Below are 25470 nucleotides of genomic sequence, written 5' to 3' on the forward strand. Positions count from 1 at the left end.
TTTTCTAAACGCGGCGATACCTGCTCTACAGTGTAGCCAGCATCGCGCGCCGGGGCGAAAGCTGTCATTTTTAATTCCAGTGGCTACAATGCCATTTGAATAGTTTATTCTCTGCGTCGGCGCGATGTCATCTGACATTCCTGGCCAGACATTTCCTTCCGCGAGCGGCTAAGCTGTGTGCGGGACTATGGATTAAGGATCGGACATGAGTTCATTGCTGCGAATTCGCCAGCTCTACCCACGCCTGGCGCTGAACGAGCGTCGGCTGGCGGATTTTTTGCTGTCGCAGCCTGATCGGGCACGGCATCTGAGTTCACAAAAACTGGCGGAAGAGTCAGGCGTCAGCCAGTCGAGCGTGGTGAAGTTCGCCCAGAAACTGGGTTACAAAGGCTTTCCGGCGCTGAAGCTGGCGCTGAGTGAGTCGCTGGCCGACCGCGATGCCATCACCGTGCACAACCACATTCTGAGTGACGATCCGCTCAAAGTCGTCGGCGAAAAGCTGTTGACGGAAAAAATTTCGGCGATTCGCGCCACGCTGGATATCAACAGCGAAGAGAAACTCACGGAAACGCTGCAGCTGCTGAAAAACGCCAACCGCATTCTGCTGGTCGGCATTGGCGCTTCCGGGCTGGTGGCGAAAGATTTTTCGTGGAAGCTGATGAAGATTGGCATCAACGCCGTCGCCGAGCAGGACATGCACGCGCTGCTGGCCAGCGTTCAGGCGATGGCACCCGGCGATGTGCTGCTGGCAATCTCCTACACCGGCGAACGTCGCGAGATCAACCTCGCGGCGCAGGAAGCGGCGGCGATTGGCGCCGATGTGCTGGCGTTTACCGGCTTTACCCCGAATTCGCTGCAGCAGTGCGCCACGGTCTGCCTGTACACCGTCGCCGAGGAGCAGAGCACGCGCAGCGCGGCCATCTCCTCCACCAGCGCCCAACTGGCGCTGACCGATCTGCTGTTTATGGCGCTGGTGCAGAACGATCCGGAACGCGCCTCCAGCCATATTCGTCACAGCGAGGAGCTGGTGAAAAAGCTGGTCTGATTGCCCCATGCTCAGGATATTCCCCACCCTGCCTTAGCCCGAAATTGATCATCGGGCGGGGCAATGGTTTTGTTGCCTGTCGCTATCCTTGTTTTGGCCCGATTAAACGCATTTTCAGCATCGGGCTTGCAGGATAATTTCCGATGTATATGATCAGGGCAAATTTACTCATCTCTCTCGTCATGCTGAAACTTATTTCCCGTTATGCAGGAATTGGCGTTATCAACACCGCGATTCACTGGACGGTGTTTGCGCTTATTCTCAAGCTGTTCGAGTCAGGTCAGGCTATGGCTAACTTTGGAGCATTCTGCGTTGCGGTGACGTTTTCCTTTTTTGCTAATGCCCGCTGGACCTTCTCTTCTGCAGCCACGCCCTTGCGTTACCTGCTTTATGTCAGCTTTATGGGAGGCATGGCGGCGCTGGTTGGCTGGATGGCCGACGCCTGCACGCTTTCCCCGGTGATTACCCTGATACTCTTTTCCTTTATTAGCCTGGGTTGCGGCTTCATCTACTCTAATTACATCGTTTTCAGGGAAGTAAAATGAAATTGTCTCTCGTCGTGCCCGTCTTCAATGAAGAGGAAACCATTCCACTCTTTTATCAGGCGGTTCGTCATGAATTAGCCGGCTATCAGGTGGAAATTGTTTTTATCAATGACGGCAGTAGCGATGGCAGCGAAAACATCATCAATGCCCTTGCCATCTCGGATCCGCTGGTCATTGCGCTGTCATTCACCCGCAATTTCGGCAAAGAACCCGCGTTGTTTGCCGGACTGGAGCATGCCACCGGTGACGCGGTTATCCCGATTGATGTTGATCTGCAGGACCCCATCGCCGTTATCCATCAACTGGTTGAACGCTGGCAAGCGGGTGCCGATGTGGTTCTGGCTAAACGGAAAGATCGCAGCGCCGATGGGCATGTCAAACGTAAAACAGCCGAGTGGTTTTATCACTTCCACAACCAAATCAGCTCGCCGAAAATAGAGGAAAACGTTGGCGATTTTCGTCTGCTGTCGCGCGAGACGGTAGAACATATAAAAAGCCTGCCGGAAAGGAATCTGTTCATGAAGGGCATTTTATCCTGGGTTGGCGGTAAAACAGCGATTGTGGAATATGATCGGGCTGAACGCGTCACAGGGGTGTCGAAATTTAATGGCTGGAAATTGTGGAATCTGGCATTAGAAGGATTAACCAGTTTTTCAACCTTCCCCTTGCGCATCTGGAGTTACATCGGCGGTAGCGTCGCGTTACTCTCCTTTCTTTATGGATTCTGGATGATCATCGATAAACTGCTCTGGGGCAATCCGGTGGCGGGTTACCCTTCGTTGCTGGTTTCCATTCTGTTTTTGGGTGGAGTGCAACTTATCGGCATCGGTGTTCTGGGCGAATATATTGGCCGAATCTACATTGAGTCCAAACAAAGACCACGCTACGTAATTAAGAGCAGGAAATGAAAAAAACAGTTTTTGAGCGTCATCCCTCCGCCATGTATCTGATACTGGCCGTCGCTTTACTCATCGGTTATAGCCCGGTTTATTTATCAACATACGGATTTTCCGACGACTGGTTCTATTTATACGCATCCACTACCGATGCATTCAGTATTTTCAAATGGGATATCTTATCGGGCCGACCTTTTTATGGTGCTATCCGCTACTTCTTCGCTTTCCTGATCGATGACGTGCAGGATTTGACCTGGCTCCGTGTACTCTCATTATTAAGCCTGATTTTACTGGGCGGGTACATTATCCGTTTCCTTGAGCGTCGCAGCATTTTCGCCAGCGCGGTCCAGCGTCTGACGTTTGCCACGTTGATTTGTTTGCTGCCCTCATTTCAGGTTTTTGTCGGCTGGACAGTCTGCTTTCCTTATGTCCTGTCCGTGCTGCTGGCGGGCATCAGTTATTCAACGCTGGCGGAAAACAAAGGCCTGGGCCGGGTGCTACTGTCGGCTATTTGCCTGACGCTTTCCTTTGCGATTTACCAACCCGCAGCCATGAGCTTTTTATTCTTTGCCCTGCTCGATCTGGGCATGACCCGGAATAATTATCAGCGCAGCGCGGTGATCAAGCTGATGTTCATGCTGGGATTTGGCATGGTGATGGCGCTGGTGCTGGCGAAAGTTCTGCCGCTCGTGCTGTTTAATGAAGTACTGGCCAGAACCAATATCACCTTAGCGCCGCTGAAAAAAATCACCTGGTTTATCGCTGAACCGCTCAGAAATGCGCTGTGCAACTTTGATACCGGGCGCTCGATTGTCAGCATTATCATCTCCTGCTCACTGATCATCGTGGGCATTGTGAAGGCACCCAATTTCAAACCGCGTAAAGCTTTTCTGTTCCTGTTTTTCCTGCTGGCGGCGGGCATTCCTAATCTTTTGGTGAGTGAGGACTGGGCAGCCTATCGCACGGTTATCGCGCTGTCGTTAATCACTACCTCAGCCTTCATTGCTGGCTTATTCGTAATCTTTAATAAGCTGAAGATAACCACGTCTGCCAGTATCGTTTGCCTCGTTATTGCAGTGCTCTCATGCATGCTGAATATTCATAAGGGCTTTTCTACGCCTCAGCAGCGCGAGTATCAGTTGTTAAGCAACGCAATCATAGAGAATGTGCCTGCAGAATACTCTGGCCAGCTTTATTATCGTATCGATAGCGACAACTTACCTGCTGTCGCAAAATCCAAAAAATACGATGAGTTCGGTTCGCTTTCGCTGGGTATGCCATGGACCTTTGCCGGTATGGCCGACGCGATTAAAAAAGAGCACGCGATGAAGTTTTCCTTGCCAAAGGCGCCCGTTATCTACGGCAGCGATAAATGTCCAGGTGACTGTCTGACGCTGGATGCCACCCACGTGCTGGCACCGGTAAAATAAAGGCCAGCGCCGCCACTATTTCGCTAACCGCGCAACGGCTCTGCTTACCGTTGCGTGGTTTTCTGGCTATGGCGCGACATCAGATCGGCTGGTAGCAGCCACGTTCTGCTGGCGGCTGAATACTACGCTAAGTCATTTTTTGAACGCCACTCGTCGTGATAATATGCGTGCCGCTCAGGGGCTCGCCCCGCTGGTTTACGCCTGCATCGATTGAAAAATCACACTGCAAAGCGCTATTTCAGCAGGCGTTTTACCCCGGAGAGCGAAACTAACCAAGAAACATGCAATGAAAACAAGCAACTGATGAGCTTATGCAATGGCACTGATAATTACTGAGCGCTGCATTAACTGCGACATGTGCGAGCCTGAGTGCCCGAACCAGGCGATTAGCATGGGTGAATCGATCTATCAGATCGACGCTGACCGCTGCACTGAATGCGTGGGTCATTATGATGAGCCGACCTGTCAGAGCGTCTGCCCGATTGATAACACTATCCTTTCAGACCCACAGCACGTGGAAAGTCGTGACGCGCTGTGGGAGAAATTTGTGCTGCTGCACGCTTAATCTTCGATAATCACCGTAGCGCAGGCATAGTGGCGCTCGTCGGCCAGCGTGACGTGCACATGCTGCACGCCCAGCTGGCTGGCAATCACTTTGGCCTGTTCAAAGAAGCGCAGGCCAGGCTTCCCCAGCGCATCGTTGTACACTTCAAACTGATTGAACGCTAAACCACCGCGAATGCCGGTGCCGAAGGCTTTTGCCGCCGCCTCTTTCACCGCAAAACGCTTGGCGAGGAAGCGCACCGGCTGCTGATGCGCCTGATACTGCTGCCACTCCGCTTCGCTCAGCACGCGGCGCGCCAGACGATCGCCGGAGCGTTCAATTACGCCGGCGATACGCTCGATCTCGACGATATCGCTGCCCAGCCCCAGGATGGCCATTAGCGGCGCGCTTCCCGCATCAGCGCTTTCATGTCGCTAACCGCCGCTGCAAGACCGCTGAACAGCGCACGACCGATAATCGCGTGACCAATGTTCAGCTCATGCATTTCCGGCAGCGCAGCAATCGGCTGGACGTTGTGATACGTCAGACCGTGGCCAGCATTGACCTTCAGGCCGCGGCTGGCGGCAAAGGTCGCAGCGCTGGCGATACGCGCCAGTTCGGCATCGCGTGCCAGTCCTTCCGCTGCTTCAGCATAGGCGCCAGTATGGATTTCAATGTAAGGCGCACCGCTGGCGACCGCCGCTTCAATCTGGCGCTGATCGGCATCAATAAACAGCGACACCAGAATGCCCGCCTCGCTCAGCTGTTTGACTGCCGCGTTGACCTTGTCCTGCTGACCGGCCACATCAAGGCCGCCTTCGGTGGTCACTTCCTGGCGCTTTTCCGGCACCAGGCAGACAAAATGCGGTTTGATGTCGCAGGCGATGCCCACCATTTCGTCGGTGACTGCCATCTCAAGATTCATGCGGGTATGAATGGTGTCGCGCAGAATCCGCACGTCGCGGTCGGTGATATGACGGCGGTCTTCACGCAGGTGCACGGTAATGCCGTCTGCGCCCGCCTGCTCCGCGACAAACGCGGCCTGTACCGGATCGGGATAGTTTGTGCCACGCGCGTTACGTACGGTGGCGATGTGATCGATGTTGACCCCTAACAGCAACTCAGCCATGACAATCCTTAAATGTGTTCAGTATGTTTGCAGTGTAACGCGCGGAGCCTGTCAGGTGCATCACCCACGCTCGTCGTTTGCCACGTTCGGTCGTTTTTTCGGCACAAACTGACGGAACAGCTCCTGGCTCTTCAGCGGCTTACCGCCCAGATAAGGTTTCAGCGCCATGCGCGTGAAGCGTTTGGCGGCACGCAGCGTGTCGGCATCGGGAAATTCGCGCTCCCACAGCGCGCGCAGCTGGCGGCCGGTGAAACTGCGCTGATTGACCACCAGACTGGCGATAAAGCCTTTCTCTTCGCGATAGCTGTAGGTCATACCGTCGTCGACCGCCTCGCCGCTGCCGGCGCAGTGCAGAAAGTCAACGCCGTAGCCCAGGTGGCCCAGCAGTGCCAGCTCAAAACGGCGCAGCGCTGGCTCGGGCGAACCGTTGGCCGCCGCCAGCGTCTGGATACAGGAAAGATAATCGAAGAACAGTTCGGAGAACGGGATTTCCTGCTCCAGCACCCGCGACAGCAGCTCGTTAACATACAGGCCACAGTAGAGCGTGATGCCGCTAAGCGGCAGCGCCAGCGACACCGCTTCGGCGTTACGCAGGGTTTTGACTTCGCCACGGCCGCCCCAGCGCACCAGTAGCGGTGTGAAGGGTTGCAGTGCGCCTTTAAGCTGGGAACGGCGCGAGCGTGCGCCTTTGGCAAGGACGCGGACGCGTCCCTGACTTTCGCTGAACAGGTCGAGCAGCAGGCTGGTTTCGCTGTAAGGGCGACTATGCAGCACAAAGGCGCGTTGCCAGCCTTCCATCAATTAGTCGTCTGTATAACCCAGGCTGCGCAGCGCACGTTCGTCGTCCGCCCAGCCCGATTTCACTTTAACCCACAGCTCGAGATGGACTTTCGCCTCGAACATCTCTTCCATGTCTTTACGCGCTTCGATACCGATGGTTTTGATTTTGGCACCTTTGTTGCCAATCACCATCTTCTTCTGCCCTTCGCGCTCGACCAGAATCAAACCGTTGATGTCATAGCCGCCGCGCTCGTTAGAGACGAACTGCTCAATCTCCACGGTAACCGAATACGGTAACTCGGCGCCGAGGAAGCGCATCAGTTTTTCACGGATGATTTCTGAAGCCATGAAACGCTGCGAGCGATCGGTGATGTAGTCCTCCGGGAAGTGGTGATCCGACAGCGGCAGGCGCTTGCGGGCGATCTCCGCAATCGCATCCACGTTTTTACCGGTTTCGGCGGAGATCGGCACGATCTCGAGGAAGTTCATCTGCTGGCTGAGGAACTGCAGGTGCGGCAGCAGGATGCTTTTATCCTGGATGTTGTCGACTTTGTTTACCGCCAGCACCACCGGCACTTTGCCGTCACGCAGCTTGTTCAGCACCATCTCATCGTCGGGCGTCCAGCGCGTGCCTTCCACCACAAAAATTACCAGCTCAACGTCACCGATGGAGCTGCTGGCAGCACGGTTCATCAGGCGGTTGATCGCCCGCTTCTCGTCCATATGCAGGCCGGGTGTATCCACGTAGATCGCCTGATAAGCGCCTTCGGTATGAATACCCATGATGCGGTGGCGCGTGGTTTGCGGCTTGCGCGAGGTGATCGACACCTTCTGCCCCAGTAGCTGGTTCAGTAAGGTGGATTTGCCGACGTTAGGCCGGCCGACAATCGCGATAAAGCCGCTGTATGTTTCGAGTTCGCTCATTCGGGTCCTGATTGGGCAGCCTCACTGCTGAGGCTGCGAAATGACAATTTATTCGAGGCCGAGCTTGATTAACGCCTGTTCGGCGGCGGCCTGCTCTGCTTTACGGCGGCTGGAGCCCACGCCCACCACCGGTTCAGCCATCCCACTCACCTGACAGTGAATGGTGAATTCCTGATCGTGCGCTTCGCCACGTACCTGTACCACCAGATAAGACGGCAGCGGCAGATGACGGCCCTGCAGATACTCCTGCAGGCGCGTTTTCGGATCTTTTTGCTTATCGCCCGGGCTGATCTGCTCAAGGCGATTCTGGTACCAGTCGAGAATCAGCTTCTCTACCGTCTGAATATTGCTGTCGAGGAAGATGCCGCCGATCAGCGCTTCCACGGTATCCGCGAGGATGGATTCCCGGCGGAACCCGCCGCTTTTCAGCTCGCCCGGTCCCAGACGCAGACATTCGCCCAGCTCAAACTCGCGCGCCATTTCGGCCAGCGTGTTGCCGCGCACCAGCGTGGCACGCATGCGGCTCATGTCGCCTTCGTCCACGCGCGGGAAGCGGTGATACAGCGCGTTGGCAATCACGTAGCTGAGGATAGAATCGCCAAGAAATTCAAGACGCTCGTTATGTTTGCTGCTGGCGCTGCGGTGAGTCAGTGCCTGCTGCAGTAATTCCGGATGAGTAAAAGTGTAGCCCAGTTTGCGCTGCAGCTTGTTAATGAGGATGGGGTTCATGCGATTCCAGTTGTTCTGTGCGTCTGTGACTCTGCATACCAAACAGGGCTGAAGGTCCAGCACGTTCTGTTTGGTGTGCAGTGGCTCCCTGACTCGCAGGAAGCCAACCGTTTTTAAATCAGTGAATACCGCCAATGCGACTCAGTCGCACGCCGGTCGGCCACTGTCCTTCCTGTTTCTCAAAGCTCATCCAGATAGCAACCGCTTTGCCGACCAGATTCTTCTCGGGCACAAAGCCCCAGTAGCGGCTGTCGGCGCTGTTATCACGGTTATCGCCCATCATGAAGTATTGCCCCTGCGGCACAATCCACGTGGCCTGCGGCTGACCCGGCTGCTGATAATACATGCTCGCCTGGCTCTGCGCCTCGTTCACCAGCAGGATATCGTGCGTGACATTGCCCAGCGTCTCTTTGCGCGTGCCAAGACGCAGGCCGCCCCGCAGCGTTTCGCCCTGCGGCACCTGGTAGAAACCGTTGCCGGTTTCGTTACCATCAAAGCCGCTGAAGGTCTGGATGAAATCGCTCGGCTCAATGTTGGTATAGGTCACCGGCAGCGCCGTGTCACACTTGCCCGTACCGCAGCCTGGGTTGATGGTCAGGGTTTTGCTGTAAGGATCAAACACCACTTTGTCGCCCGGCAGACCGATCACGCGCTTGATGTAATCCACGCTCGGATCTTTCGGGTATTTGAACACCGCGACATCTCCGCGCTGCGGATGGCCGGTCGGGATCAGCGTGGTTTGCGTGATCGGATCTTTGATGCCGTAAGCAAATTTCTCCACCAGGATGAAGTCGCCAATCAGCAGCGTCGGCATCATCGAGCCAGAAGGAATCTGAAACGGTTCGAAGATAAACGAGCGCACGATCAGTACCACCGCCAGCACCGGGAACACCGACGCTGCGGTTTCAACCCAGCCCGGCTGCGCGGCCACTTTGGCCAGCGTTTTGCTGTCGAGCGAATTACCTGCCTGAGCCTGTGCCGCCGCCTGCTTTGCCCGGCGCGCCGGGGCCCACTTAAAGCGATCGATACACCAAATGATGCCGGTTAACAGAGTGGCAATCACCAGAATCAGGGCGAACATGTTAGCCATTAAAGTTCCTTATTTGCTGTCTTTACCGACATGCAGAATGGCAAGGAATGCTTCCTGCGGCAGCTCAACGTTGCCGACCTGCTTCATTCGCTTCTTACCTTCTTTCTGCTTCTGCAACAGCTTTTTCTTACGGCTGACGTCACCGCCATAGCATTTCGCCAGGACGTTTTTACGCAGCTGCTTCACTGTTGAGCGAGCGATAATGTGGTTGCCGATTGCTGCCTGAATCGCAATATCGAACTGCTGGCGCGGGATCAGATCTTTCATCTTCTCCACCAGCTCGCGGCCACGATACTGTGAGTTATCACGGTGCGTAATCAGCGCCAGCGCATCAACGCGTTCTGAGTTAATCAGGACGTCGACGCGCACCATGTCAGAGGTCTGGAAACGTTTGAAGTTATAGTCCAGCGACGCATAGCCGCGCGACGTTGATTTCAGACGGTCGAAGAAGTCGAGTACCACTTCCGCCATCGGAATCTCATAGGTCAGCGCAACCTGTTTGCCGTGGTAAACCATGTTAGTCTGCACACCGCGTTTTTCGATACACAGCGTAATGACGTTGCCCAGAAACTCCTGCGGCAGCAGCATATGACACTCAGCGATCGGTTCGCGCAGTTCAGCAATATTATTCAGCGGCGGCAACTTCGATGGGCTGTCGACGTACACCACTTCTCCGTCAGTGGTTTCCACTTCGTACACAACCGTTGGCGCGGTGGTGATCAGGTCGAGATCGTATTCACGCTCCAGACGCTCCTGGATGATCTCCATGTGCAGCAGGCCGAGGAAGCCACAGCGGAAGCCAAAGCCCAGCGCGGTGGAGCTCTCTGGCTCATAGAACAGTGAGGCGTCGTTCAGGCTCAGCTTGCCTAATGCATCACGGAAAGCTTCGTAGTCGTCGGAGCTTACCGGGAACAGACCGGCATACACCTGTGGCTTCACTTTTTTGAAGCCCGGCAGCGCTTTGTCCGCTGGATTGCGCTGCAGCGTCAGGGTATCGCCCACCGGTGCGCCGAGGATGTCTTTGATGGCACACACCAGCCAGCCTACCTCGCCACACTTCAGCTCGGTACGGTCAATTTGTTTTGGCGTGAAAATGCCGAGGCGGTCAGCGTTGTACACCTGGCCGGTACTCATCACTTTGACTTTGTCACCTTTGCGCAGCGTGCCGTTTTTAATACGGATCAGCGAGACCACACCGAGGTAGTTATCAAACCATGAGTCGATGATCAGCGCCTGCAGCGGGCCTTCCGGATCGCCTTCCGGCGGCGGAATGTCGCGCACCAGACGTTCCAGCACATCCGGTACGCCGACGCCGGTTTTCGCCGAGCAACGCACCGCATCCGCGGCGTCGATGCCGACGATATCTTCAATCTCTTCCGCCACGCGCTCCGGGTCGGCCGCAGGCAGGTCGATCTTGTTCAGTACCGGTACCACTTCCAGATCCATTTCCATGGCGGTGTAGCAGTTCGCCAGGGTCTGCGCTTCAACGCCCTGACCTGCATCAACCACCAGCAATGCCCCTTCACAGGCCGCCAGCGAGCGGGAAACTTCATAAGAGAAGTCAACATGGCCTGGGGTGTCGATAAAATTGAGCTGGTAAGTTTCACCGTTTGGCGCGTGGTAATCGAGCGTAACGCTCTGCGCTTTAATGGTGATGCCGCGCTCGCGCTCCAGATCCATCGAATCCAGAACCTGCGCCGCCATCTCACGATCGCTCAGGCCACCGCAAATCTGAATCAAACGGTCAGAGAGCGTTGATTTGCCATGGTCAATGTGAGCGATAATGGAGAAATTTCGTATGTGCTTCATTTATATGAATATCTTCACGTAGAAAATCAGTTGAAAACGTGAGCACAGACACATTCAGGCAAGTGAGCTTTACCCGGAACCCTGTCAGCCTCATTAATGACGACGCATATTACACTGTTAACGCCGCGCGTTAAAGAATGGAACTGCGGGGAATCGCAACAGAATTCAGCGATTAAGACGAAATGAAAAGGCCGCGCAATACGCGGCCTGAACGGGGATCAACTATGGTTTTCCACCCGTAGCGCATCAGGCGGGAGCGCAACGCTGAGAATCACCGGCTGGAACGCCTCGCGATCGCCAAACCGGCTGGAAACCCCTTTGGCAACAATAAAGCCGCCAACGCCACCCAGCAGCGCACCGCAGGCCGCAGCAAGGTCGCTGTGGAACAGCATCTGGAACAGGCCCGCGACCAGGAACAGACCAAACAGTGGCGTCATATACACCAGCAACGCAGAACCGAGCAGGCTGCTTTCGCGAATGCCCAGCTCAATGCGCTGGCCCGGCTGCAGCGGCTCCGGACTGGCGATGGTCATTACATGGGCGTTTTTCGGTCCCAGCTGGTTGAGCGCATGGCTGCCGCAGCCTTTGCGCGCTGAACAACTGTTGCAGGAGGTTTTCGCTTCCGAATGCAGAGTAGCGACGCCCTCTTTCCATGCCACCACGGTGGCCCATTCTCTCATCATTTTGTCGCACCTGAATCTATGCTGTCCGCGATACGTTTGGCGGTGGTCGGCGGCAATTCGCCCACCACGGTAATTTCACGATTATCGCGCACTTCGGTCTGTACCGTACGACGTCCAGTGCGCAATGACTGTGGCGAACTGCTTTTATCGGCAGGCGTAATGTTGATAGCGAAGCTGAACAAGCCATCGCTGTACAGACGGGATTCTACGGTTTTGTTCATCGCCGGAATATCACGCCGGCTTTGCGAAATCAGCTTCATGCCGGCCGGTAACCAGCCTGGCTGCCAGCTGAGCTGCACTTTGTCGCCTGCCGGTAACGACAGCGACGGCGGCAGATTGGCTTTTTCCAGCCCCTGCATCAGATTGCGCACGCCTTCATCGACGGCAAAACTGATGACGCGGAACTGCTCCAGCGTCTCGCCATCACGATCCAGCAAATCAATCCGCAGCGGCAGTTTGGTATCGACGTCCAGCCACACTACGTAGCTGTAGCGCGTGCCGTCACGCGACACGATGCGCACCACTTCGCACATCTGATCGGCCATGCGTGAGCGCCCTACCGGAATAAAATCGTAGGCATCGCCGAGGCGCGAGAAGTCAGCGAACATCAGCGCCGGCAGCGCATCAATAATGTGGTTGCCCGGCAGTGAGAACGGATCGAGACCCGGTTCGAAATAGCTGATGTCGTTGCCGCGCTGGATCACCTCACGGCGCGGTCCGTCCATCTGTAATAGCTGAGCGAACACGCGATTGTCGATGACCGCATGGCGGTAACGTAGGGATTCAATGCCCAGACGCGAGACATTGATATAGGCGAATTCGTAGTTGAGGTTCTGGCTGGCCTGCTCCATCTGCTGTAACAACGCCCCGGACGCAGATGTCTGCGCCGGGGCGGTAGATGACCAAAGCAGGCTGCCTGCCAGCAGGCTAACGGCACACCAAAGCTGCTTCATTACTGCTGTTGAGTTCCTAACGACTGAGTTCCGGGAACGTTAGCCTGCGCCTGTTGCGGCGCATTGCTTTCAAACTGCACCTGATCGGCATGCAGGCGGCGTTGCAGTTCGTAATCCTGCAGCATGGCATTCACGCGGCGACGCTGCTCCTGCACCTGCTGATTTGAGCTGTTGGTGTCAAAAGCATCAGACGGCACGCCCAGGCTGACCGGTGACGCTTTACCCATCATCGGTAAGGTATTAAAGGCTGGTGCATCCGACGTTTCCGTCGCGCTGCCCGCCGGTGAGCTGTTGTAGTGCTGCACACCGACGATCACCGCCAGCGACACACAGGCCGCCACACCGATCTGCGTGACCTGAGCAACCCAGCCGCCACCGCGACGCCAGAACGGCATTTTCTGCCAGCGCGACGGCTCCGGCTGTGCTTCCGGGATCAACGAAGTCACTTTGCGCACCGGCTCGTTTTCGATCGCGGCAGCAACGCGTGCGGAGATATCAAAATGCAGCACTTCGCCCACATCGCCCCGCAGGGTGTCGCGGATCAGATGGTAGCTCTCCCAGCTTTTTTGTAGATCTGCATCCTTCGATAACGACGCCAGCAGCTCGTTATCTAAAGTTTCACCATCCATTAAAGCGGAAAGTTTTTCTTTCTGCATGTTTTGGTACCCTTCCAGTAGCCGTTATCACTGACGTTGGATAAGCGGTTGAACTTTATTATCAATGGCTTCCCGGGCCCGGAAGATACGTGAACGTACGGTACCTACCGGACAATCCATGATGGCGGCGATCTCTTCGTAACTCAGACCATCCAGTTCCCGCAGGGTGATGGCCATACGCAGATCTTCAGGCAACGCCTCAATCGTCCGAAAAACAATTTGTTTCAGTTCGTCTGACAACATTAAGTTCTCAGGGTTCGAAATTTCTTTTAGCGCACCCGCACTTTCGAAATTTTCCGCGTCAATCGCGTCCACATCGCTGGACGGCGGCCGGCGCCCCTGAGCCACCAGATAATTCTTCGCGGTGTTGACCGCAATGCGGTACAGCCACGTGTAAAAGGCGCTATCACCCCGGAACGACTCCAGTGCGCGATACGCTTTAATGAAAGATTCCTGAACCACATCAGGCACATCGCCTGACGGGACATAACGTGAAACCAGGCTCGCCACTTTATGCTGGTATCGGATCACCAGTAAATTAAATGACTTTTGATCTCCTTTCTGAACCCGCTCAACGAGAACCTGATCCGTTAACTGCTCGCTCATCCGAGGTAATGTCTCCCCAAATCTCTTTTATGCGTAAGTGAACTGCCAGCACATCTCATTTATTGTGAGCAAGCATGCGCTTAGAGTCCCGTTCTGGCCTGAAGTTCACCACGACCTGATATTTTCTGTACCGGTGCCCTGACATCGTTGTTGTTGATGGTCTTTCAGTGTAGCGACTTACCGCACTGGTGGTGTCGTAGGCGGCACCGATAATCGCTGGCAGAGTACCCTATGACGCCGCATTTTTCACCTTTATTCCCTGAATTTTCAGCGTGTTTGGTATAAAAAACACTAATCGCTTATTTTCAGACATAACTTACTGAAATCGCATTACAATCTGATTATTGCGTCGAATTATCCCGCGTTTTTTGTTCAAAATACTTCACACCAGCAGCGTCCGGGCTTATGCTCGGGGGACCTTTTGTTTAGTAAATTAAACATCATGAACCCCATTCCCGATCATAGCTGTGATGTACTGATTGTCGGCAGCGGCGCGGCCGGTTTATCTCTGGCGCTGCGGCTGGCACCGCATTATCAGGTAACGGTGCTGAGTAAAGCGCAGATTAGCGAAGGCTCCACGCTGTATGCGCAGGGCGGGATTGCGGCGGTGTTTGATGAGAACGACAGCATTGAATCGCACGTCGAAGATACGCTGATTGCCGGCGCAGGCCTGTGCGATCGCGAGACGGTGAATTTTATCGCCAGCAATGCGCGCCCGTGCGTACAGTGGCTGATCGATAACGGCGTGGCCTTTGATCGCGAGCCACAGGATAACGGCAAGGCGCGCTATCACCTGACGCGCGAAGGCGGTCACAGCCATCGCCGTATTTTACACAGCGCCGACGCCACCGGGCGCGCGGTCGAAACCACGCTGGTCAGCCAGGCGCTCAGCCATCCCAATATTCGCGTTATTGAGCGTGCCAACGCGGTGGACTTAATCCTCTCTGATAAAATTGGCCTGCCCGGAACGCGGCGCGTGGTGGGCGCGTGGATCTGGAATCGCAATCGCGAACAGGTTGAAACCTGCCGCGCCCGCAGCGTGGTGCTGGCCACTGGCGGTGCGGCGAAGGTATATCAGTACACCACTAATCCGGATGTCGCGTCCGGCGACGGCATCGCGATGGCGTGGCGCGCCGGCTGCCGGGTGGCCAATCTGGAATTCAATCAGTTTCACCCTACCTGCCTGTTTCATCCGCAGGCGCAAAACTTTTTGCTGACCGAAGCGCTGCGCGGCGAAGGTGCCTGGCTACTGCGCCCGGACGGTTCGCGCTTTATGCCGGATTTCGATGCGCGCGCCGAACTGGCACCGCGCGATATCGTGGCGCGCGCTATCGATCACGAAATGAAGCGCCTGGGCGTCGACTGCATGTATCTCGACATCAGCCATCAGCCGGCCAGCTTTGTGCGCGCCCACTTTCCGATGATCTATGACAAGCTGCTGACGTTTGGCCTCGATCTGACACAGCAGCCGATTCCGATTGTGCCCGCCGCGCATTACACCTGCGGCGGCGTGATGGTGGATCAGCATGGTCGCACCGATGTCGACGGGCTGTATGCGATTGGTGAGGTCAGCTACACCGGCCTGCACGGCGCTAACCGCATGGCATCGAATTCGCTGCTGGAGTGTCTGGTGTATGGCTGGTCGGCGGCCGAAGATATTGTGCGCCGTCTGCCGCAGATGCACGCCGTCGATCACCTGCCGGCGTGGGATGAAAGCCGCGTCGACGATGCCGATGAACGGGTGGTGATTCAGCACAACTGGCATGAGCTGCGGCTGTTAATGTGGGATTACATGGGCATCGTGCGTACCACCAAGCGGCTGGAGCGCGCCCTGCGCCGCATCACGCTGCTACAGCAGGAAATTGATGAATACTATGCGCATTTTCGCCTCTCCAACAATCTGCTGGAGCTGCGCAATCTGGTACAGGTGGCAGAGCTGATGGTGCGCTGTGCGCTGGCGCGCAAAGAGAGCCGCGGGCTGCACTTCACCCGCGACTATCCGCATACGCTGCCCGAGGCACAGCCTACGGTGCTGCAGCCGGTAGCCTAGCGGAACAGATAGAAATCGGTTACCAGGCTCAGCCAGTCCGCCGAGTAGCTTTTATCTTCATCACGAATGGCGAGACGCTCCTGCACGAGTTCGCCTGCGGCAGGCGAAAAGCCCAGCACCAGCCGGTTCGGCGGTCGCTGCGCGTAAGGTGCCACATCATAGCGATAACGCAGATGCCAGCCTTCGGCGCGCGCCAGTGCAATCAGGTTTTCGCCAGCATCCGCGGGCAGCACCACGCAAAACAGCCCCTCTTCTTCAATCAGCTGTGCCGCACAGCGCAGCAGGGTGGGATGATCAAGCGTTGCCGTGCTCCGCGCGGTATCGCGCTCGACGCTGGCCGAGGCCATGCCCGGCGTGAAAAACGGCGGATTGCTGACAATCAGCGAGTAGCGTTTTTCGGCCTGCTCACTCCAGCTGACGATGTCCTGCGCATGCACCGCGATGCGATGCGCCCACGGCGACGCGGCGACGTTCTCCTGCGCCTGCGCGGCGGCGCTGCACTCCAGTTCGACGGCATCGATACTGACGTCATCCGGCGTGCGCTGCGCCAGCATCAGCGCAATCAGGCCGCTGCCGCAGCCGATATCCAGTATGCGCCGTACGCCTGCCACCGGCGCCCAGGCGCCGAGCAGCACCCCATCAGTGCCGACCTTCATGGCACAGCGATCGTGCGCGACAAAAAATTGCTTAAACGTGAACCCATCTTTTCTTAACATCGCCCGCGCTGGCGGTTGCGGCTGAGACATGCTTAACGACCATTGAATTTGCTCCTGCCGGAAGTGTAACGTGGTCGCGAAGTGAATTCACCTTCACCTGTGCAACACAAACAGATGAAGATTGTGGCTGAACTGTCTATAATCAGCGCCCCAAACTGAGGTAGACCATGACCGTAACCACATTCTCCGAACTCGAACTCGACGAAAGCCTGCTGGAAGCCCTGCAGGATAAAGGCTTCACGCGCCCGACTGCCATTCAGGCTGAGGCCATTCCTGCCGCGCTGGAAGGCCGTGACGTTCTGGGTTCGGCACCAACCGGAACGGGGAAAACCGCAGCCTACCTGCTGCCCGCTTTACAGCACCTGCTCGATTTCCCGCGTAAAAAATCAGGGCCGCCGCGCATTCTGATCCTCACGCCGACGCGTGAACTGGCGATGCAGGTTGCCGACCAGGCGCGCGAGCTGGCCAAACATACCCATCTCGATATCGCCACCATCACCGGCGGCGTGGCCTATATGAATCACGCGGAAGTGTTCAGTGAAAATCAGGACATCGTGGTCGCGACCACCGGCCGTCTGCTGCAGTACATCAAAGAAGAGAACTTTGACTGCCGCGCGGTAGAAACGCTGATTCTGGACGAAGCCGACCGCATGCTGGATATGGGCTTTGCGCAGGATATCGAGACCATTGCCGGTGAAACGCGCTGGCGCAAACAGACGCTGCTGTTCTCGGCCACGCTGGAAGGCGACAATATCAAAGATTTCGCCGAGCGCCTGCTGAACGATCCGGTAGCGATTGAAGCTGATCCAAGCAAAAGCGAGCGCAAAAAGATTCAGCAGTGGTATTACCGCGCCGACAACCTCGAGCACAAAACCAAACTGCTGGTGCATCTGCTGAAGCAGCCGGAAGTGAAGCGCGCCATCGTGTTCGTGCGCAAACGTGAGCGCCTGCATGAGCTGGTGACCTGGATGCACGAAGCCGGCCTGCGCAGCAGCTACCTCGAAGGCGAAATGGTGCAGGCTAACCGTAACGAAGCGATCAAACGCCTGAATGACGGTCGCGTTAACGTGCTGGTCGCGACCGATGTCGCCGCGCGCGGTATCGACATTGATAACGTCACCCACGTCATCAACTATGACTTACCGCGCACCGCCGATGTCTATCTGCACCGCATTGGCCGTACCGGCCGCGCCGGACGCAAAGGTACCGCGATCTCGCTGGTAGAGGCACATGACCATCCGCTGCTGGGTAAAATCAGCCGCTACGTCAACGAGCCGCTGAAATCGCGCGTAATCGATGAGCTGCGTCCGGAAACGCGTGCACCGAGTGCTAAAGTCACCGGTAAACCGTCGAAAAAGGCGCTTGAGAAGCGCAAAGAGAAGAAAGCGAAAGAAGAAGAGAAACCGCGCGTGAAGAAACGTCACCGCGATACTAAAAATATCGGTAAACGCCGCAAGCCAAGCGGCAGCAGCACACCGGAGAGCGGTGCGGAATAAAACAGCATCGCGGCAATTAAATCGCCTCCCTGAGGCGATTTTTTGCTTTCAGGCCTGCTGAAAAAGCACTTTTGCGGCGTAAAATCTCTCAAGCTGCCCTCTTCTCTCTTCAGGAAATAAAAAAAGCCGCGCCAGTAAGCACCGGCGCGGCCTGTATTGCTGTGTGCGTTTTCGTCAGCCGATCAATTACAGGCTTTCGGTAAAGGTACGGGTGATAACGTCACGCTGCTGTTCTGGCGTCAGCGCGTTAAAGCGCACCGCATAGCCCGACACGCGAATGGTCAGCTGCGGATATTTTTCCGGATGCTTCACCGCATCTTCCAGCGTTTCACGGCGCAGCACGTTAACGTTGAGGTGCTGACCGCCTTCAACGCGCACCTGCGGTTTCTGCTCCAGTGGAATTTCACGGTAAGCAATCTCGCCAAGGTCGCTGACTGCAACAACCTGATCTTCCGTGAAATCGCCTTTTGCGCACAGGCAGCGGGCTTCGGCTTTCTCATTGTCCAGCAGCCAGAACGAGTTCAGCAGCTGCGGATTTTGTGCCTGAGTAATTTGAATACCGGTAATCATAGAGGCCTCCAGGGCTTAGCGCTGCGGCAGGAGCACAGCGCGGTTCTTCGGGTTATGTGATGCTCTGGTATATCACCGCGCTGACCGGCTCGTTTTGACCTGTATCAATTTCGTCCGGCAAGGATTTTTGCTTCTACTCTAATAAATTGATTTATAACAACTTTTCCCATTAACTTTTTCTGCAATTGTTCAACTTATTTTTACCCTTCTGCTGCCCCGCCGGACACGCTAAGCTAAAGGCATCAATTTGCAGGGAGTCAATGATGGCTGAGAAGCTGACCTGGCACGATGTGCTGGCTGAAGATAAAGAAAAACCTTACTTCGTGGAAACGCTGAAAGCGGTAGCCGAAGAGCGTGCGGCGGGCGTGACGGTCTATCCGCCGCAAAAGGACGTGTTCAACGCGTTCCGTCTCACCGAACTGGGCGATATTAAAGTGGTGATCCTCGGCCAGGATCCGTACCACGGCCCGAATCAGGCGCATGGCCTGGCGTTCTCGGTCCTGCCGGGTGTGGCCATTCCGCCGTCGCTGCTGAATATGTACAAAGAGCTGGAACAGGACATTCCTGGCTTTCAGCGCCCGCAGCACGGCTTTCTTGAAAGCTGGGCGAAACAGGGTGTGCTGCTGCTCAATACGGTGTTAACCGTGGAAGCCGGCAAAGCGCATTCGCACGCGCGTTTCGGCTGGGAAACCTTCACCGACAATGTGATCAGTGCCATCAACACCCATCGCGAAGGGGTGATTTTCCTGCTGTGGGGATCGCACGCGCAGAAGAAAGGCAGCATCATTGATGCGCAGCGTCATCACGTATTGAAAGCACCGCATCCTTCGCCGCTCTCGGCGCATCGCGGCTTTTTTGGCTGTCAGCATTTTTCCAAAGCCAATGCGCTGCTGAGCCAGGCTGGCCAGACGCCCATTGACTGGACGCCGGTGCTGCCCTGAAAACACAAACGGCCGCATCAGCGGCCGTTGTTGCAGGGGAGCGGCTTAGCCTTTGGCTTTCGATACCGCAACCATCGCCGGACGCAGCAGGCGACCGTTGAGGGTATAACCGCGCTGCATCACCATCAGCACGTGGTTTGGCGCCACTTCTTCAGACTCCATCATCGACATCGCCTGATGCACATCCGGGTTGAACGGCACATTAGTTTCGCCCACCACTTCCACGCCGAACTTGCGCACCGCACCCAGCAGTGATTTCAGCGTCAGCTCGATGCCTTCAATCATCGAAGCCAGCTCGGTGTTCTCTTTATCCGCCACTTCCAGCGCGCGCTCCAGGCTATCAATCACCGGCAGCAGCTCGTTGGCAAACTTTTCCAGCGCAAACTTGTGCGCTTTTTCCACGTCCATTTCGGCACGGCGACGGATGTTTTCAATCTCAGCCTGCGCGCGCAGCTGGGCGTCACGCACGCCACCCTGCGCCTGCGCTAATTCCGCTTCCAGCTGGGCGATACGCTCATCACGCGGATCCACCTCAGTTGCTGTCTCCGCTTCCGGCTGCTGTTGTTCCTGTTGAATTTCGTCTGAGACTTGCTCGTTTGGGGTGTTCTGTTCTTTACTACTCATGAATTTCTCCGCGTTTTGCACATTCATCTCGCTGGTTGGCTTATTATGGGGATCAGTTTGACGGTTTCAAGTGAACCCATCACATTGCCTGGCCGTTTTGGCTTATGAGGAACACCCGCTAAATGAACAAACACTTTAACTGCATTGGGATCGTCGGCCATCCGCGCCACCCCACTGCGTTAACCACCCATGAAATGCTCTGGCGCTGGCTGACTGACAAAGGCTATGACGTGATCGTGGAACAGCAAATCGCCCGCGAGCTTAATTTGCAGGATGTGCGTACCGGCAGCCTGGCGGACATCGGCCAGTACGCCGATCTGGCGGTGGTGGTCGGCGGCGATGGCAACATGCTGGGCGCCGCGCGCGTGCTGGCTCGTTACGACATCAAAGTGATTGGCATCAACCGCGGCAACCTCGGCTTCCTGACAGATCTCGATCCGGATAACGCGCAGCAGCAGCTGGATGACGTGCTGCAGGGCGATTATTTCTTGGAAAGCCGCTTTTTGCTGGAAGCGCAGGTATGCAAAGAAGAGTGTTCGCCGCGCATCGGCAGCGCCATCAATGAAGTGGTGCTGCATCCGGGCAAAGTGGCGCACATGATTGAATTTGAAGTCTATATCGACGAAGTGTTCGCCTTTTCCCAGCGCTCGGACGGGCTGATTATCTCCACGCCAACCGGTTCAACCGCTTATTCGCTTTCGGCGGGCGGGCCGATTTTAACGCCGTCGCTCGATGCGATTGCGCTGGTGCCGATGTTCCCGCACACGCTGTCGGCGCGTCCGCTGGTGATCAACAGTAGCAGCACCATTCGCCTGCGTTTTTCCTCGCTGCGCAGCGACCTGGAGATCAGCTGCGACAGCCAGATCGCCCTGCCGATTCAGGAAGGGGAAGATGTGCTGATTCGCCGCAGCGCCAATCACCTCAATTTAATTCATCCCAAAAATTATAATTATTTTAATACTTTAAGCTCAAAACTCGGATGGTCAAAAAAATTATTCTGAAAAGGCCTGCCGGCTACTTTACTGGATAAAAAACCAGTTTATACTGTATGAAAAACCATATCTGTTTTTACATACAGGTGATTGTATGCTGGCACAACTGACCATCAGTAATTTTGCAATCGTTCGTGAACTGGAGATCGACTTTCATCGTGGCATGACAGCGATCACCGGCGAAACCGGCGCAGGGAAATCCATCGCGATTGATGCGCTGGGCCTGTGCCTTGGCGGCCGTGCTGAAGCAGACATGGTGCGTCAGGGGGCCAGCCGCGCGGATATCTGCGCACGCTTCCAGCTGAAAGCGTCACCCTCTGCCCAGCGCTGGCTGGTGGAGAACCAGCTCGACGACGGCAACGAATGTCTGTTGCGCCGCGTGATCAGTGCCGATGGCCGCTCACGTGGCTTTATCAACGGCACGTCCGTACCGCTGTCGCAACTGCGCGAACTCGGTCAGTTACTGATTCAAATCCACGGTCAGCATGCGCATCAGCTGCTCCTCAAAACCGATCACCAGAAACACCTGCTGGATGCCTACGCCGCGCACGACGATCGGCTGGCGGAGATGCGTCAGCACTATCAGCGCTGGCACCACAGCTGCCGCGCGCTGGCACAGCATCAGCAGCTGTCGCAGGAGCGTGAAGCCCGCCGCGAACTGCTGCAGTATCAGCTGAAAGAACTCAACGAGTTTGCGCCGCAGCCAGGCGAGTTTGAGCAGATTGATGAAGAGTACAAGCGCCTGGCGAACAGCGGTCAGCTGCTGTCCACCAGCCAGCAGGCGCTGCAAATTCTTGCCGACAGTGATGACACCAACCTGCAAAGCCTGCTCTACAGCGCGCGTAATATGCTGAGTGAGCTGGTCTCGCTGGACGATAAAGTCAGCGGCGTATTTAACCTGCTGGAAGAAGCCGCGATTCAGCTGAGTGAAGCCAGCGATGAGCTGCGCCACTACTGTGAACGGCTCGACCTCGATCCTAATCGCCTGTACGAGCTGGAGCAGCGTTTGTCGCGGCAGATTGCGCTGGCGCGTAAGCACCATGTTTCACCGGAAGCGCTGCCGGTGCTGTATCAGCAGCTGCTGGATGAAGCGGAACAGCTGTCGCAGCAGGAGAGCGATCAGGAAAGCCTGCAGAGCGACGTCGTGGCTCATCATCAGGCCGCGCTGGCCTGTGCCGAAGCCCTGCATCAGCAACGCGTTGCCTCGGCGCAGGAGCTGAGTCAGCTGATTACGCAAAGCATGCGCACCCTTGCCATGCCGCACGGTGAATTTGCCATCATGCTGGAATTTAATGCCGATCAGCTGACGGCCGAAGGTGCCAGCCGTATTGATTTCCGGGTCACCACCAATCCGGGCCAGCCGCTGCAGCCGCTGGGTAAAGTGGCCTCAGGGGGTGAACTGTCGCGTATTGCGCTGGCGATTCAGGTGATCACCGCACAGAAAATGGAAACTCCGGCGATGATTTTCGATGAGGTTGACGTCGGTATCAGTGGTCCGACGGCCGCTGTCGTTGGCCAGATGCTGCGCCAGTTGGGCGAATCGACTCAGGTAATGTGCGTAACTCACCTGCCGCAGGTCGCGGGCTGTGGTCATCAGCACTTCTTCGTCAGCAAAGAAACCGACGGTGCGATGACTGAAACCCACATGCAGCCGCTGGATAAGCGCGCGCGTCTGCAGGAACTGGCACGCCTGCTTGGCGGCAGCGAAGTTACACGCAACACGCTGGCGAACGCAAAAGAACTTTTAGCAGCCTGACACCGCACTTTTTTGCGGCCTGGTGGTCATATGCTTGCTCTGTAGAGGTTTCCAATAGCTCAAAGGTTTATTATCATCGGCAGTCATATCGCCATAATAAAGCCTGCCGTATGCAGAGTTCAGAATTCGATGGCAACAAAACTGCCTGATGAAAGGCGTTTGGCCCCAGAAAAGGAATGTATAGATGCGCTGTAAAACGCTGACTGCCGCGGCAGTGGTAATGTTGATGATGACCGCCGGATGTTCCACCCTTGAGCGCGTTGTGTATCGTCCGGATATCAATCAGGGGAATTACCTGGTCGCCAACGACGTTTCGAAGATTCACACCGGCATGACGCAGCAGCAGGTTGCCTACACGCTCGGTACGCCGATGATGCACGACCCGTTTGGCAGTAACGTCTGGTATTACGTGTTCCGTCAGGAGCCAGGTCATGAGAGCGTGAAGCAGCAGACGCTGACGCTGACCTTCGACAGCAACGGTACGCTGACGAACATCGATAACAAACCGCGCCTCACCGGCACTGAAGACTGAGTGAGCCGCAACAAAAAAGGCGCCTGAGCGCCTTTTTTAATGCCTGTAATTTACTTTTTCGTTGCCGCGCGCTCTGCCCGCTGCCGGCGCATCTCTTTTGGATCGGCAATCAGCGGGCGATAAATCTCGACCCGATCGCCATCCTGCAGCGTATCGCTCAGCTTGACCGGACGGCTGAAAATGCCGACCTTATTGCTGCTTAGATCGATATCTTTGCGCAGCGTCAGCAGCCCGGATGCCTGAATCGCCTGCTCAACCGTGGCGCCCTCTTCCAGGCTAACCTCACGCAGATACTGTTTATCCGGTAGCGCGTACACCACTTCAACGCTGATATCAGCCACGGTAAACCTCTTTGGCGCGCTGGGTAAACGCCTGCACCATGCTGTTGGCCAGCTCTTTAAAGATGCGGCCAAACGCCATCTCGACCAGCATATTAGTGAACTCAAAGTCGAGGCTGAGCTCAACCTTGCAGGCATCGTCGCCGAGCGAGATAAATTTCCAGCCACCGGTCAGCTTGCGGAACGGCCCATCGACCAGCTGCATATGAATGCTCTGGTTATCGGTCAGGGTGTTACGCGTGGTAAAGGTTTTACTGATGCCGGCTTTGGAGACATCCACCGCGGCGGTCATCTGGTTACCGCTGTTATCCAGCACGCGGCTGCCGGTACAGCCCGGAAGAAATTCAGGATAAGCATCCACATCATTCACGAGCCGGTACATCTGCTCAGCGCTATACGGTACCAGCGCTGAACGGCTAATCTGGGCCATAATGGTTCCTGTTGGTCACAAAACCGTTGAATTATACCATTTTAAGCTACCAAACAAAAATTCACGCCTTTGCCAGCTGTGCTAAAATAGTGTGTTTTTTACCGCCCCGCAGGACAGGGGATGCGCCCACAGACTGAGTGATGTAGACTACGCCGCACTATGACAAAGAAAAAAGCTCACAAACCCGGTTCAGCCACTATTGCCCTCAACAAACGCGCTCGCCATGAATACTTCATTGAAGAAGAGTTCGAGGCCGGCATGGCGTTGCAAGGATGGGAAGTCAAATCACTGCGCGCCGGTAAAGCCAACATCAGCGACAGCTATATTTTGCTGCGCGATGGCGAAGCCTATCTGTTCGGTTCCACTTTTCAGCCGCTGGCAGTGGCATCAAGCCACGTGGTGTGCGATCCCACGCGCAACCGCAAGCTGCTGCTGAACCAGCGTGAGCTGGATTCCCTGTACGGCCGCGTTAACCGCGAAGGTTACACTGTGGTCGCGCTGTCGCTGTACTGGAAAAACGCCTGGGCCAAACTGAAGATTGGCGTGGCACGCGGTAAGAAAGAACACGACAAGCGCGCGGACATCAAAGATCGCGAGTGGAAGATGGATAAAGCACGAATTATGAAGAATGCCAGCCGTTAACCACTGGAATCTTTTATAATTTTTTGCTAGAGTAAGAAGTCTTGGGGCTGATTCTGGATTCGACGGGATTCGCGAAACCCAAGGTGCATGCCGAGGTGCGGTAGGCCTCGCTAAAAAACCGCAAAAAAATAGTCGCAAACGACGAAAACTACGCTTTAGCAGCTTAATAACCTGCTTAGAGCCCTCTCTCCCTAGCCTCCGCTCTTAGGACGGGGATCAAGAGAGGTCAAACCTAAAAGAGATCGCGTGGATGCCCTGCCTGGGGTTGAAGCGTTAAAACTAATCAGGCTAGTTTGTTAGTGGCGTGTCTGTCCGCAGCTGGCAAGCGAATGTAAAGACCAGACTAAGCATGTAGTACCGAGGATGTAGGAATTTCGGACGCGGGTTCAACTCCCGCCAGCTCCACCAAAATTCTTCAAAGATGGTTCCAGTGCCATCCGCAGAAGTCCTAGAAGCCCGCACGGCACAAGCCTTGCGGGCTTTTTTGTGTCTGTAACCTTCCGAGAAGATCCGCCTGAATCCAGTGATAATTGGTATACGTATTGGTATACGGTAAGATGTATC

28 protein-coding genes and 1 other RNA gene are annotated in these 25470 nt (G+C 55.8%); 13 read left to right on the top strand and 16 right to left on the bottom strand.

Annotated features, from left to right (window positions below):
- Nucleotides 1–205 precede the first annotated feature (205 nt).
- From OXR61_RS14640 to OXR61_RS14660, 5 genes are all read left to right on the top strand, one after another.
- Complete coding sequence (locus OXR61_RS14640; protein WP_021506531.1) at nucleotides 206–1045, top strand: MurR/RpiR family transcriptional regulator; 840 nt, start codon at nucleotides 206–208, stop codon at nucleotides 1043–1045.
- A gap of 182 nt (nucleotides 1046–1227) precedes the next feature.
- Nucleotides 1228–1590 (top strand): GtrA family protein, encoded by a 363-nt coding sequence (locus tag OXR61_RS14645; protein WP_031279382.1) that lies wholly within the window; start codon nucleotides 1228–1230, stop codon nucleotides 1588–1590.
- Nucleotides 1587–2498, top strand: a complete 912-nt coding sequence (locus OXR61_RS14650; protein ID WP_021506529.1) for a glycosyltransferase family 2 protein — start codon at nucleotides 1587–1589, stop codon at nucleotides 2496–2498. The genes OXR61_RS14645 and OXR61_RS14650 overlap by 4 nt, the downstream gene beginning before the upstream one ends.
- The gene (locus OXR61_RS14655) at nucleotides 2495–3916 is read left to right on the top strand and encodes a glucosyltransferase domain-containing protein (RefSeq protein WP_021506528.1); all 1422 of its coding nucleotides are present in this window, start codon (nucleotides 2495–2497) and stop codon (nucleotides 3914–3916) included. Before OXR61_RS14650 ends, OXR61_RS14655 begins: the two co-directional genes overlap by 4 nt.
- A 316-nt stretch (nucleotides 3917–4232) precedes the next feature.
- Complete coding sequence (locus OXR61_RS14660) at nucleotides 4233–4481, top strand: YfhL family 4Fe-4S dicluster ferredoxin (protein ID WP_010617759.1); 249 nt, start codon at nucleotides 4233–4235, stop codon at nucleotides 4479–4481.
- On the opposite strand, the gene acpS is transcribed toward OXR61_RS14660, so the two are convergent.
- From acpS to rpoE, 11 genes are all read right to left on the bottom strand, one after another.
- Nucleotides 4478–4858 (bottom strand): holo-ACP synthase, encoded by a 381-nt coding sequence (gene acpS / locus OXR61_RS14665; RefSeq protein ID WP_010617758.1) that lies wholly within the window; start codon nucleotides 4856–4858, stop codon nucleotides 4478–4480. The two genes, OXR61_RS14660 and acpS, sit on opposite strands and share 4 nt — an antisense overlap.
- Entirely contained in the window at nucleotides 4858–5589 is a 732-nt protein-coding gene (pdxJ, locus tag OXR61_RS14670; RefSeq protein ID WP_021506526.1) for a pyridoxine 5'-phosphate synthase, read from the bottom strand. Before pdxJ ends, acpS begins: the two co-directional genes overlap by 1 nt.
- A 60-nt stretch (nucleotides 5590–5649) precedes the next feature.
- Nucleotides 5650–6387 (bottom strand): DNA repair protein RecO, encoded by a 738-nt coding sequence (gene recO, locus OXR61_RS14675; RefSeq protein WP_021506525.1) that lies wholly within the window; start codon nucleotides 6385–6387, stop codon nucleotides 5650–5652.
- A gap of 3 nt (nucleotides 6388–6390) precedes the next feature.
- The gene (era, locus tag OXR61_RS14680; protein ID WP_021506524.1) at nucleotides 6391–7293 is read right to left on the bottom strand and encodes a GTPase Era; all 903 of its coding nucleotides are present in this window, start codon (nucleotides 7291–7293) and stop codon (nucleotides 6391–6393) included.
- A gap of 48 nt (nucleotides 7294–7341) precedes the next feature.
- A complete protein-coding gene (rnc, locus tag OXR61_RS14685) occupies nucleotides 7342–8022 on the bottom strand; it encodes a ribonuclease III (RefSeq protein WP_021506523.1) in 681 nt (226 codons plus the stop codon).
- Between the two features lie 118 nt (nucleotides 8023–8140).
- A complete protein-coding gene (gene lepB, locus OXR61_RS14690) occupies nucleotides 8141–9112 on the bottom strand; it encodes a signal peptidase I (protein ID WP_021506522.1) in 972 nt (323 codons plus the stop codon).
- A 9-nt stretch (nucleotides 9113–9121) separates the two neighbouring features.
- On the bottom strand, nucleotides 9122–10921 hold the full coding sequence (gene lepA, locus OXR61_RS14695) for a translation elongation factor 4 (protein ID WP_031279376.1): 1800 nt from the start codon (nucleotides 10919–10921) through the stop codon (nucleotides 9122–9124).
- 218 nt (nucleotides 10922–11139) lie between these two features.
- Complete coding sequence (gene rseC, locus OXR61_RS14700; protein WP_021506520.1) at nucleotides 11140–11604, bottom strand: SoxR-reducing system protein RseC; 465 nt, start codon at nucleotides 11602–11604, stop codon at nucleotides 11140–11142.
- Nucleotides 11601–12557, bottom strand: coding sequence for a sigma-E factor regulatory protein RseB (gene rseB, locus OXR61_RS14705; RefSeq protein WP_031279374.1), 957 nt, complete (start codon nucleotides 12555–12557; stop codon nucleotides 11601–11603). The genes rseC and rseB overlap by 4 nt, the downstream gene beginning before the upstream one ends.
- Entirely contained in the window at nucleotides 12557–13213 is a 657-nt protein-coding gene (gene rseA / locus OXR61_RS14710; RefSeq protein ID WP_021506518.1) for an anti-sigma-E factor RseA, read from the bottom strand. Before rseA ends, rseB begins: the two co-directional genes overlap by 1 nt.
- Before the next feature lie 27 nt (nucleotides 13214–13240).
- Nucleotides 13241–13819 (bottom strand): RNA polymerase sigma factor RpoE, encoded by a 579-nt coding sequence (gene rpoE, locus OXR61_RS14715; protein ID WP_010617748.1) that lies wholly within the window; start codon nucleotides 13817–13819, stop codon nucleotides 13241–13243.
- Between the two features lie 442 nt (nucleotides 13820–14261).
- Here rpoE and nadB point away from each other — a divergent pair, with 442 nt between their 5' ends.
- Nucleotides 14262–15869, top strand: a complete 1608-nt coding sequence (gene nadB, locus OXR61_RS14720; protein ID WP_031279369.1) for an L-aspartate oxidase — start codon at nucleotides 14262–14264, stop codon at nucleotides 15867–15869.
- Here the strand turns inward: nadB and OXR61_RS14725 are convergent.
- A complete protein-coding gene (locus OXR61_RS14725; protein ID WP_021506516.1) occupies nucleotides 15866–16615 on the bottom strand; it encodes a tRNA1(Val) (adenine(37)-N6)-methyltransferase in 750 nt (249 codons plus the stop codon). The genes nadB and OXR61_RS14725 overlap by 4 nt on opposite strands.
- Before the next feature lie 137 nt (nucleotides 16616–16752).
- Here OXR61_RS14725 and srmB point away from each other — a divergent pair, with 137 nt between their 5' ends.
- Entirely contained in the window at nucleotides 16753–18081 is a 1329-nt protein-coding gene (gene srmB / locus OXR61_RS14730; RefSeq protein ID WP_021506515.1) for an ATP-dependent RNA helicase SrmB, read from the top strand.
- Nucleotides 18082–18267: 186 nt separating this feature from the next.
- Here the strand turns inward: srmB and grcA are convergent, their stop codons facing one another.
- Nucleotides 18268–18651: an autonomous glycyl radical cofactor GrcA gene (grcA, locus tag OXR61_RS14735; RefSeq protein WP_021506514.1), complete on the bottom strand. Its 384-nt coding sequence runs from the start codon at nucleotides 18649–18651 to the stop codon at nucleotides 18268–18270.
- A 263-nt stretch (nucleotides 18652–18914) separates the two neighbouring features.
- On the opposite strand from grcA, the gene ung reads away from it, so the two are divergent.
- A complete protein-coding gene (gene ung, locus OXR61_RS14740) occupies nucleotides 18915–19592 on the top strand; it encodes a uracil-DNA glycosylase (RefSeq protein ID WP_021506513.1) in 678 nt (225 codons plus the stop codon).
- Between the two features lie 45 nt (nucleotides 19593–19637).
- On the opposite strand, the gene grpE is transcribed toward ung, so the two are convergent.
- Nucleotides 19638–20216: a nucleotide exchange factor GrpE gene (grpE, locus tag OXR61_RS14745; RefSeq protein ID WP_031279366.1), complete on the bottom strand. Its 579-nt coding sequence runs from the start codon at nucleotides 20214–20216 to the stop codon at nucleotides 19638–19640.
- A gap of 122 nt (nucleotides 20217–20338) precedes the next feature.
- Between grpE and nadK the strand changes: the two genes are divergently transcribed.
- The 3 genes from nadK to bamE all read left to right on the top strand — a co-directional run bounded on the left by nadK (nucleotide 20339) and on the right by bamE (nucleotide 23496).
- Nucleotides 20339–21217, top strand: a complete 879-nt coding sequence (gene nadK, locus OXR61_RS14750) for an NAD(+) kinase (protein WP_021506511.1) — start codon at nucleotides 20339–20341, stop codon at nucleotides 21215–21217.
- An 85-nt stretch (nucleotides 21218–21302) separates the two neighbouring features.
- Nucleotides 21303–22964 (top strand): DNA repair protein RecN, encoded by a 1662-nt coding sequence (gene recN, locus OXR61_RS14755; RefSeq protein WP_021506510.1) that lies wholly within the window; start codon nucleotides 21303–21305, stop codon nucleotides 22962–22964.
- A 184-nt stretch (nucleotides 22965–23148) separates the two neighbouring features.
- Nucleotides 23149–23496 (top strand): outer membrane protein assembly factor BamE, encoded by a 348-nt coding sequence (gene bamE, locus OXR61_RS14760; RefSeq protein WP_021506509.1) that lies wholly within the window; start codon nucleotides 23149–23151, stop codon nucleotides 23494–23496.
- 50 nt (nucleotides 23497–23546) lie between these two features.
- Here the strand turns inward: bamE and OXR61_RS14765 are convergent, their stop codons facing one another.
- Nucleotides 23547–23837, bottom strand: a complete 291-nt coding sequence (locus OXR61_RS14765; RefSeq protein WP_021506508.1) for an RnfH family protein — start codon at nucleotides 23835–23837, stop codon at nucleotides 23547–23549.
- Nucleotides 23830–24264, bottom strand: a complete 435-nt coding sequence (locus OXR61_RS14770; RefSeq protein ID WP_021506507.1) for a type II toxin-antitoxin system RatA family toxin — start codon at nucleotides 24262–24264, stop codon at nucleotides 23830–23832. The genes OXR61_RS14765 and OXR61_RS14770 overlap by 8 nt, the downstream gene beginning before the upstream one ends.
- 159 nt (nucleotides 24265–24423) lie before the next feature.
- Between OXR61_RS14770 and smpB the strand changes: the two genes are divergently transcribed.
- Both smpB and ssrA read left to right on the top strand, forming a co-directional pair.
- Complete coding sequence (smpB, locus tag OXR61_RS14775) at nucleotides 24424–24906, top strand: SsrA-binding protein SmpB (RefSeq protein WP_021506506.1); 483 nt, start codon at nucleotides 24424–24426, stop codon at nucleotides 24904–24906.
- A 43-nt stretch (nucleotides 24907–24949) separates the two neighbouring features.
- Nucleotides 24950–25314: a transfer-messenger RNA gene (gene ssrA / locus OXR61_RS14780) on the top strand.
- Nucleotides 25315–25470 lie beyond the last annotated feature (156 nt).

This window comes from Pantoea sp. GM_Pan_4, from assembly GCF_026541005.1.
Taxonomy (GTDB): Bacteria; Pseudomonadota; Gammaproteobacteria; order Enterobacterales; family Enterobacteriaceae; genus Pantoea; species Pantoea dispersa.

Bases quoted from the DNA above. Each gene is read 5' to 3' on its own strand.
- lepA (WP_031279376.1), bottom strand. From the start codon at position 10,921: ATGAAGCACATACGAAATTTCTCCATTATCGCTCACATTGACCATGGC.
- ung (WP_021506513.1), top strand. From the start codon at position 18,915: ATGGCTGAGAAGCTGACCTGGCACGATGTGCTGGCTGAAGATAAAGAA.
- srmB (WP_021506515.1), top strand. From the start codon at position 16,753: ATGACCGTAACCACATTCTCCGAACTCGAACTCGACGAAAGCCTGCTG.
- nadB (WP_031279369.1), top strand. From the start codon at position 14,262: ATGAACCCCATTCCCGATCATAGCTGTGATGTACTGATTGTCGGCAGC.
- rnc (WP_021506523.1), bottom strand. From the start codon at position 8,022: ATGAACCCCATCCTCATTAACAAGCTGCAGCGCAAACTGGGCTACACT.
- bamE (WP_021506509.1), top strand. From the start codon at position 23,149: ATGCGCTGTAAAACGCTGACTGCCGCGGCAGTGGTAATGTTGATGATG.
- rseA (WP_021506518.1), bottom strand. From the start codon at position 13,213: ATGCAGAAAGAAAAACTTTCCGCTTTAATGGATGGTGAAACTTTAGAT.
- acpS (WP_010617758.1), bottom strand. From the start codon at position 4,858: ATGGCCATCCTGGGGCTGGGCAGCGATATCGTCGAGATCGAGCGTATC.
- grcA (WP_021506514.1), bottom strand. From the start codon at position 18,651: ATGATTACCGGTATTCAAATTACTCAGGCACAAAATCCGCAGCTGCTG.
- OXR61_RS14725 (WP_021506516.1), bottom strand. From the start codon at position 16,615: ATGTCTCAGCCGCAACCGCCAGCGCGGGCGATGTTAAGAAAAGATGGG.
- OXR61_RS14655 (WP_021506528.1), top strand. From the start codon at position 2,495: ATGAAAAAAACAGTTTTTGAGCGTCATCCCTCCGCCATGTATCTGATA.
- smpB (WP_021506506.1), top strand. From the start codon at position 24,424: ATGACAAAGAAAAAAGCTCACAAACCCGGTTCAGCCACTATTGCCCTC.
- OXR61_RS14645 (WP_031279382.1), top strand. From the start codon at position 1,228: ATGCTGAAACTTATTTCCCGTTATGCAGGAATTGGCGTTATCAACACC.
- recO (WP_021506525.1), bottom strand. From the start codon at position 6,387: ATGGAAGGCTGGCAACGCGCCTTTGTGCTGCATAGTCGCCCTTACAGC.
- era (WP_021506524.1), bottom strand. From the start codon at position 7,293: ATGAGCGAACTCGAAACATACAGCGGCTTTATCGCGATTGTCGGCCGG.
- rpoE (WP_010617748.1), bottom strand. From the start codon at position 13,819: ATGAGCGAGCAGTTAACGGATCAGGTTCTCGTTGAGCGGGTTCAGAAA.
- lepB (WP_021506522.1), bottom strand. From the start codon at position 9,112: ATGGCTAACATGTTCGCCCTGATTCTGGTGATTGCCACTCTGTTAACC.
- recN (WP_021506510.1), top strand. From the start codon at position 21,303: ATGCTGGCACAACTGACCATCAGTAATTTTGCAATCGTTCGTGAACTG.
- OXR61_RS14640 (WP_021506531.1), top strand. From the start codon at position 206: ATGAGTTCATTGCTGCGAATTCGCCAGCTCTACCCACGCCTGGCGCTG.
- OXR61_RS14770 (WP_021506507.1), bottom strand. From the start codon at position 24,264: ATGGCCCAGATTAGCCGTTCAGCGCTGGTACCGTATAGCGCTGAGCAG.
- rseB (WP_031279374.1), bottom strand. From the start codon at position 12,557: ATGAAGCAGCTTTGGTGTGCCGTTAGCCTGCTGGCAGGCAGCCTGCTT.
- grpE (WP_031279366.1), bottom strand. From the start codon at position 20,216: ATGAGTAGTAAAGAACAGAACACCCCAAACGAGCAAGTCTCAGACGAA.
- nadK (WP_021506511.1), top strand. From the start codon at position 20,339: ATGAACAAACACTTTAACTGCATTGGGATCGTCGGCCATCCGCGCCAC.
- pdxJ (WP_021506526.1), bottom strand. From the start codon at position 5,589: ATGGCTGAGTTGCTGTTAGGGGTCAACATCGATCACATCGCCACCGTA.
- OXR61_RS14660 (WP_010617759.1), top strand. From the start codon at position 4,233: ATGGCACTGATAATTACTGAGCGCTGCATTAACTGCGACATGTGCGAG.
- rseC (WP_021506520.1), bottom strand. From the start codon at position 11,604: ATGATGAGAGAATGGGCCACCGTGGTGGCATGGAAAGAGGGCGTCGCT.
- OXR61_RS14650 (WP_021506529.1), top strand. From the start codon at position 1,587: ATGAAATTGTCTCTCGTCGTGCCCGTCTTCAATGAAGAGGAAACCATT.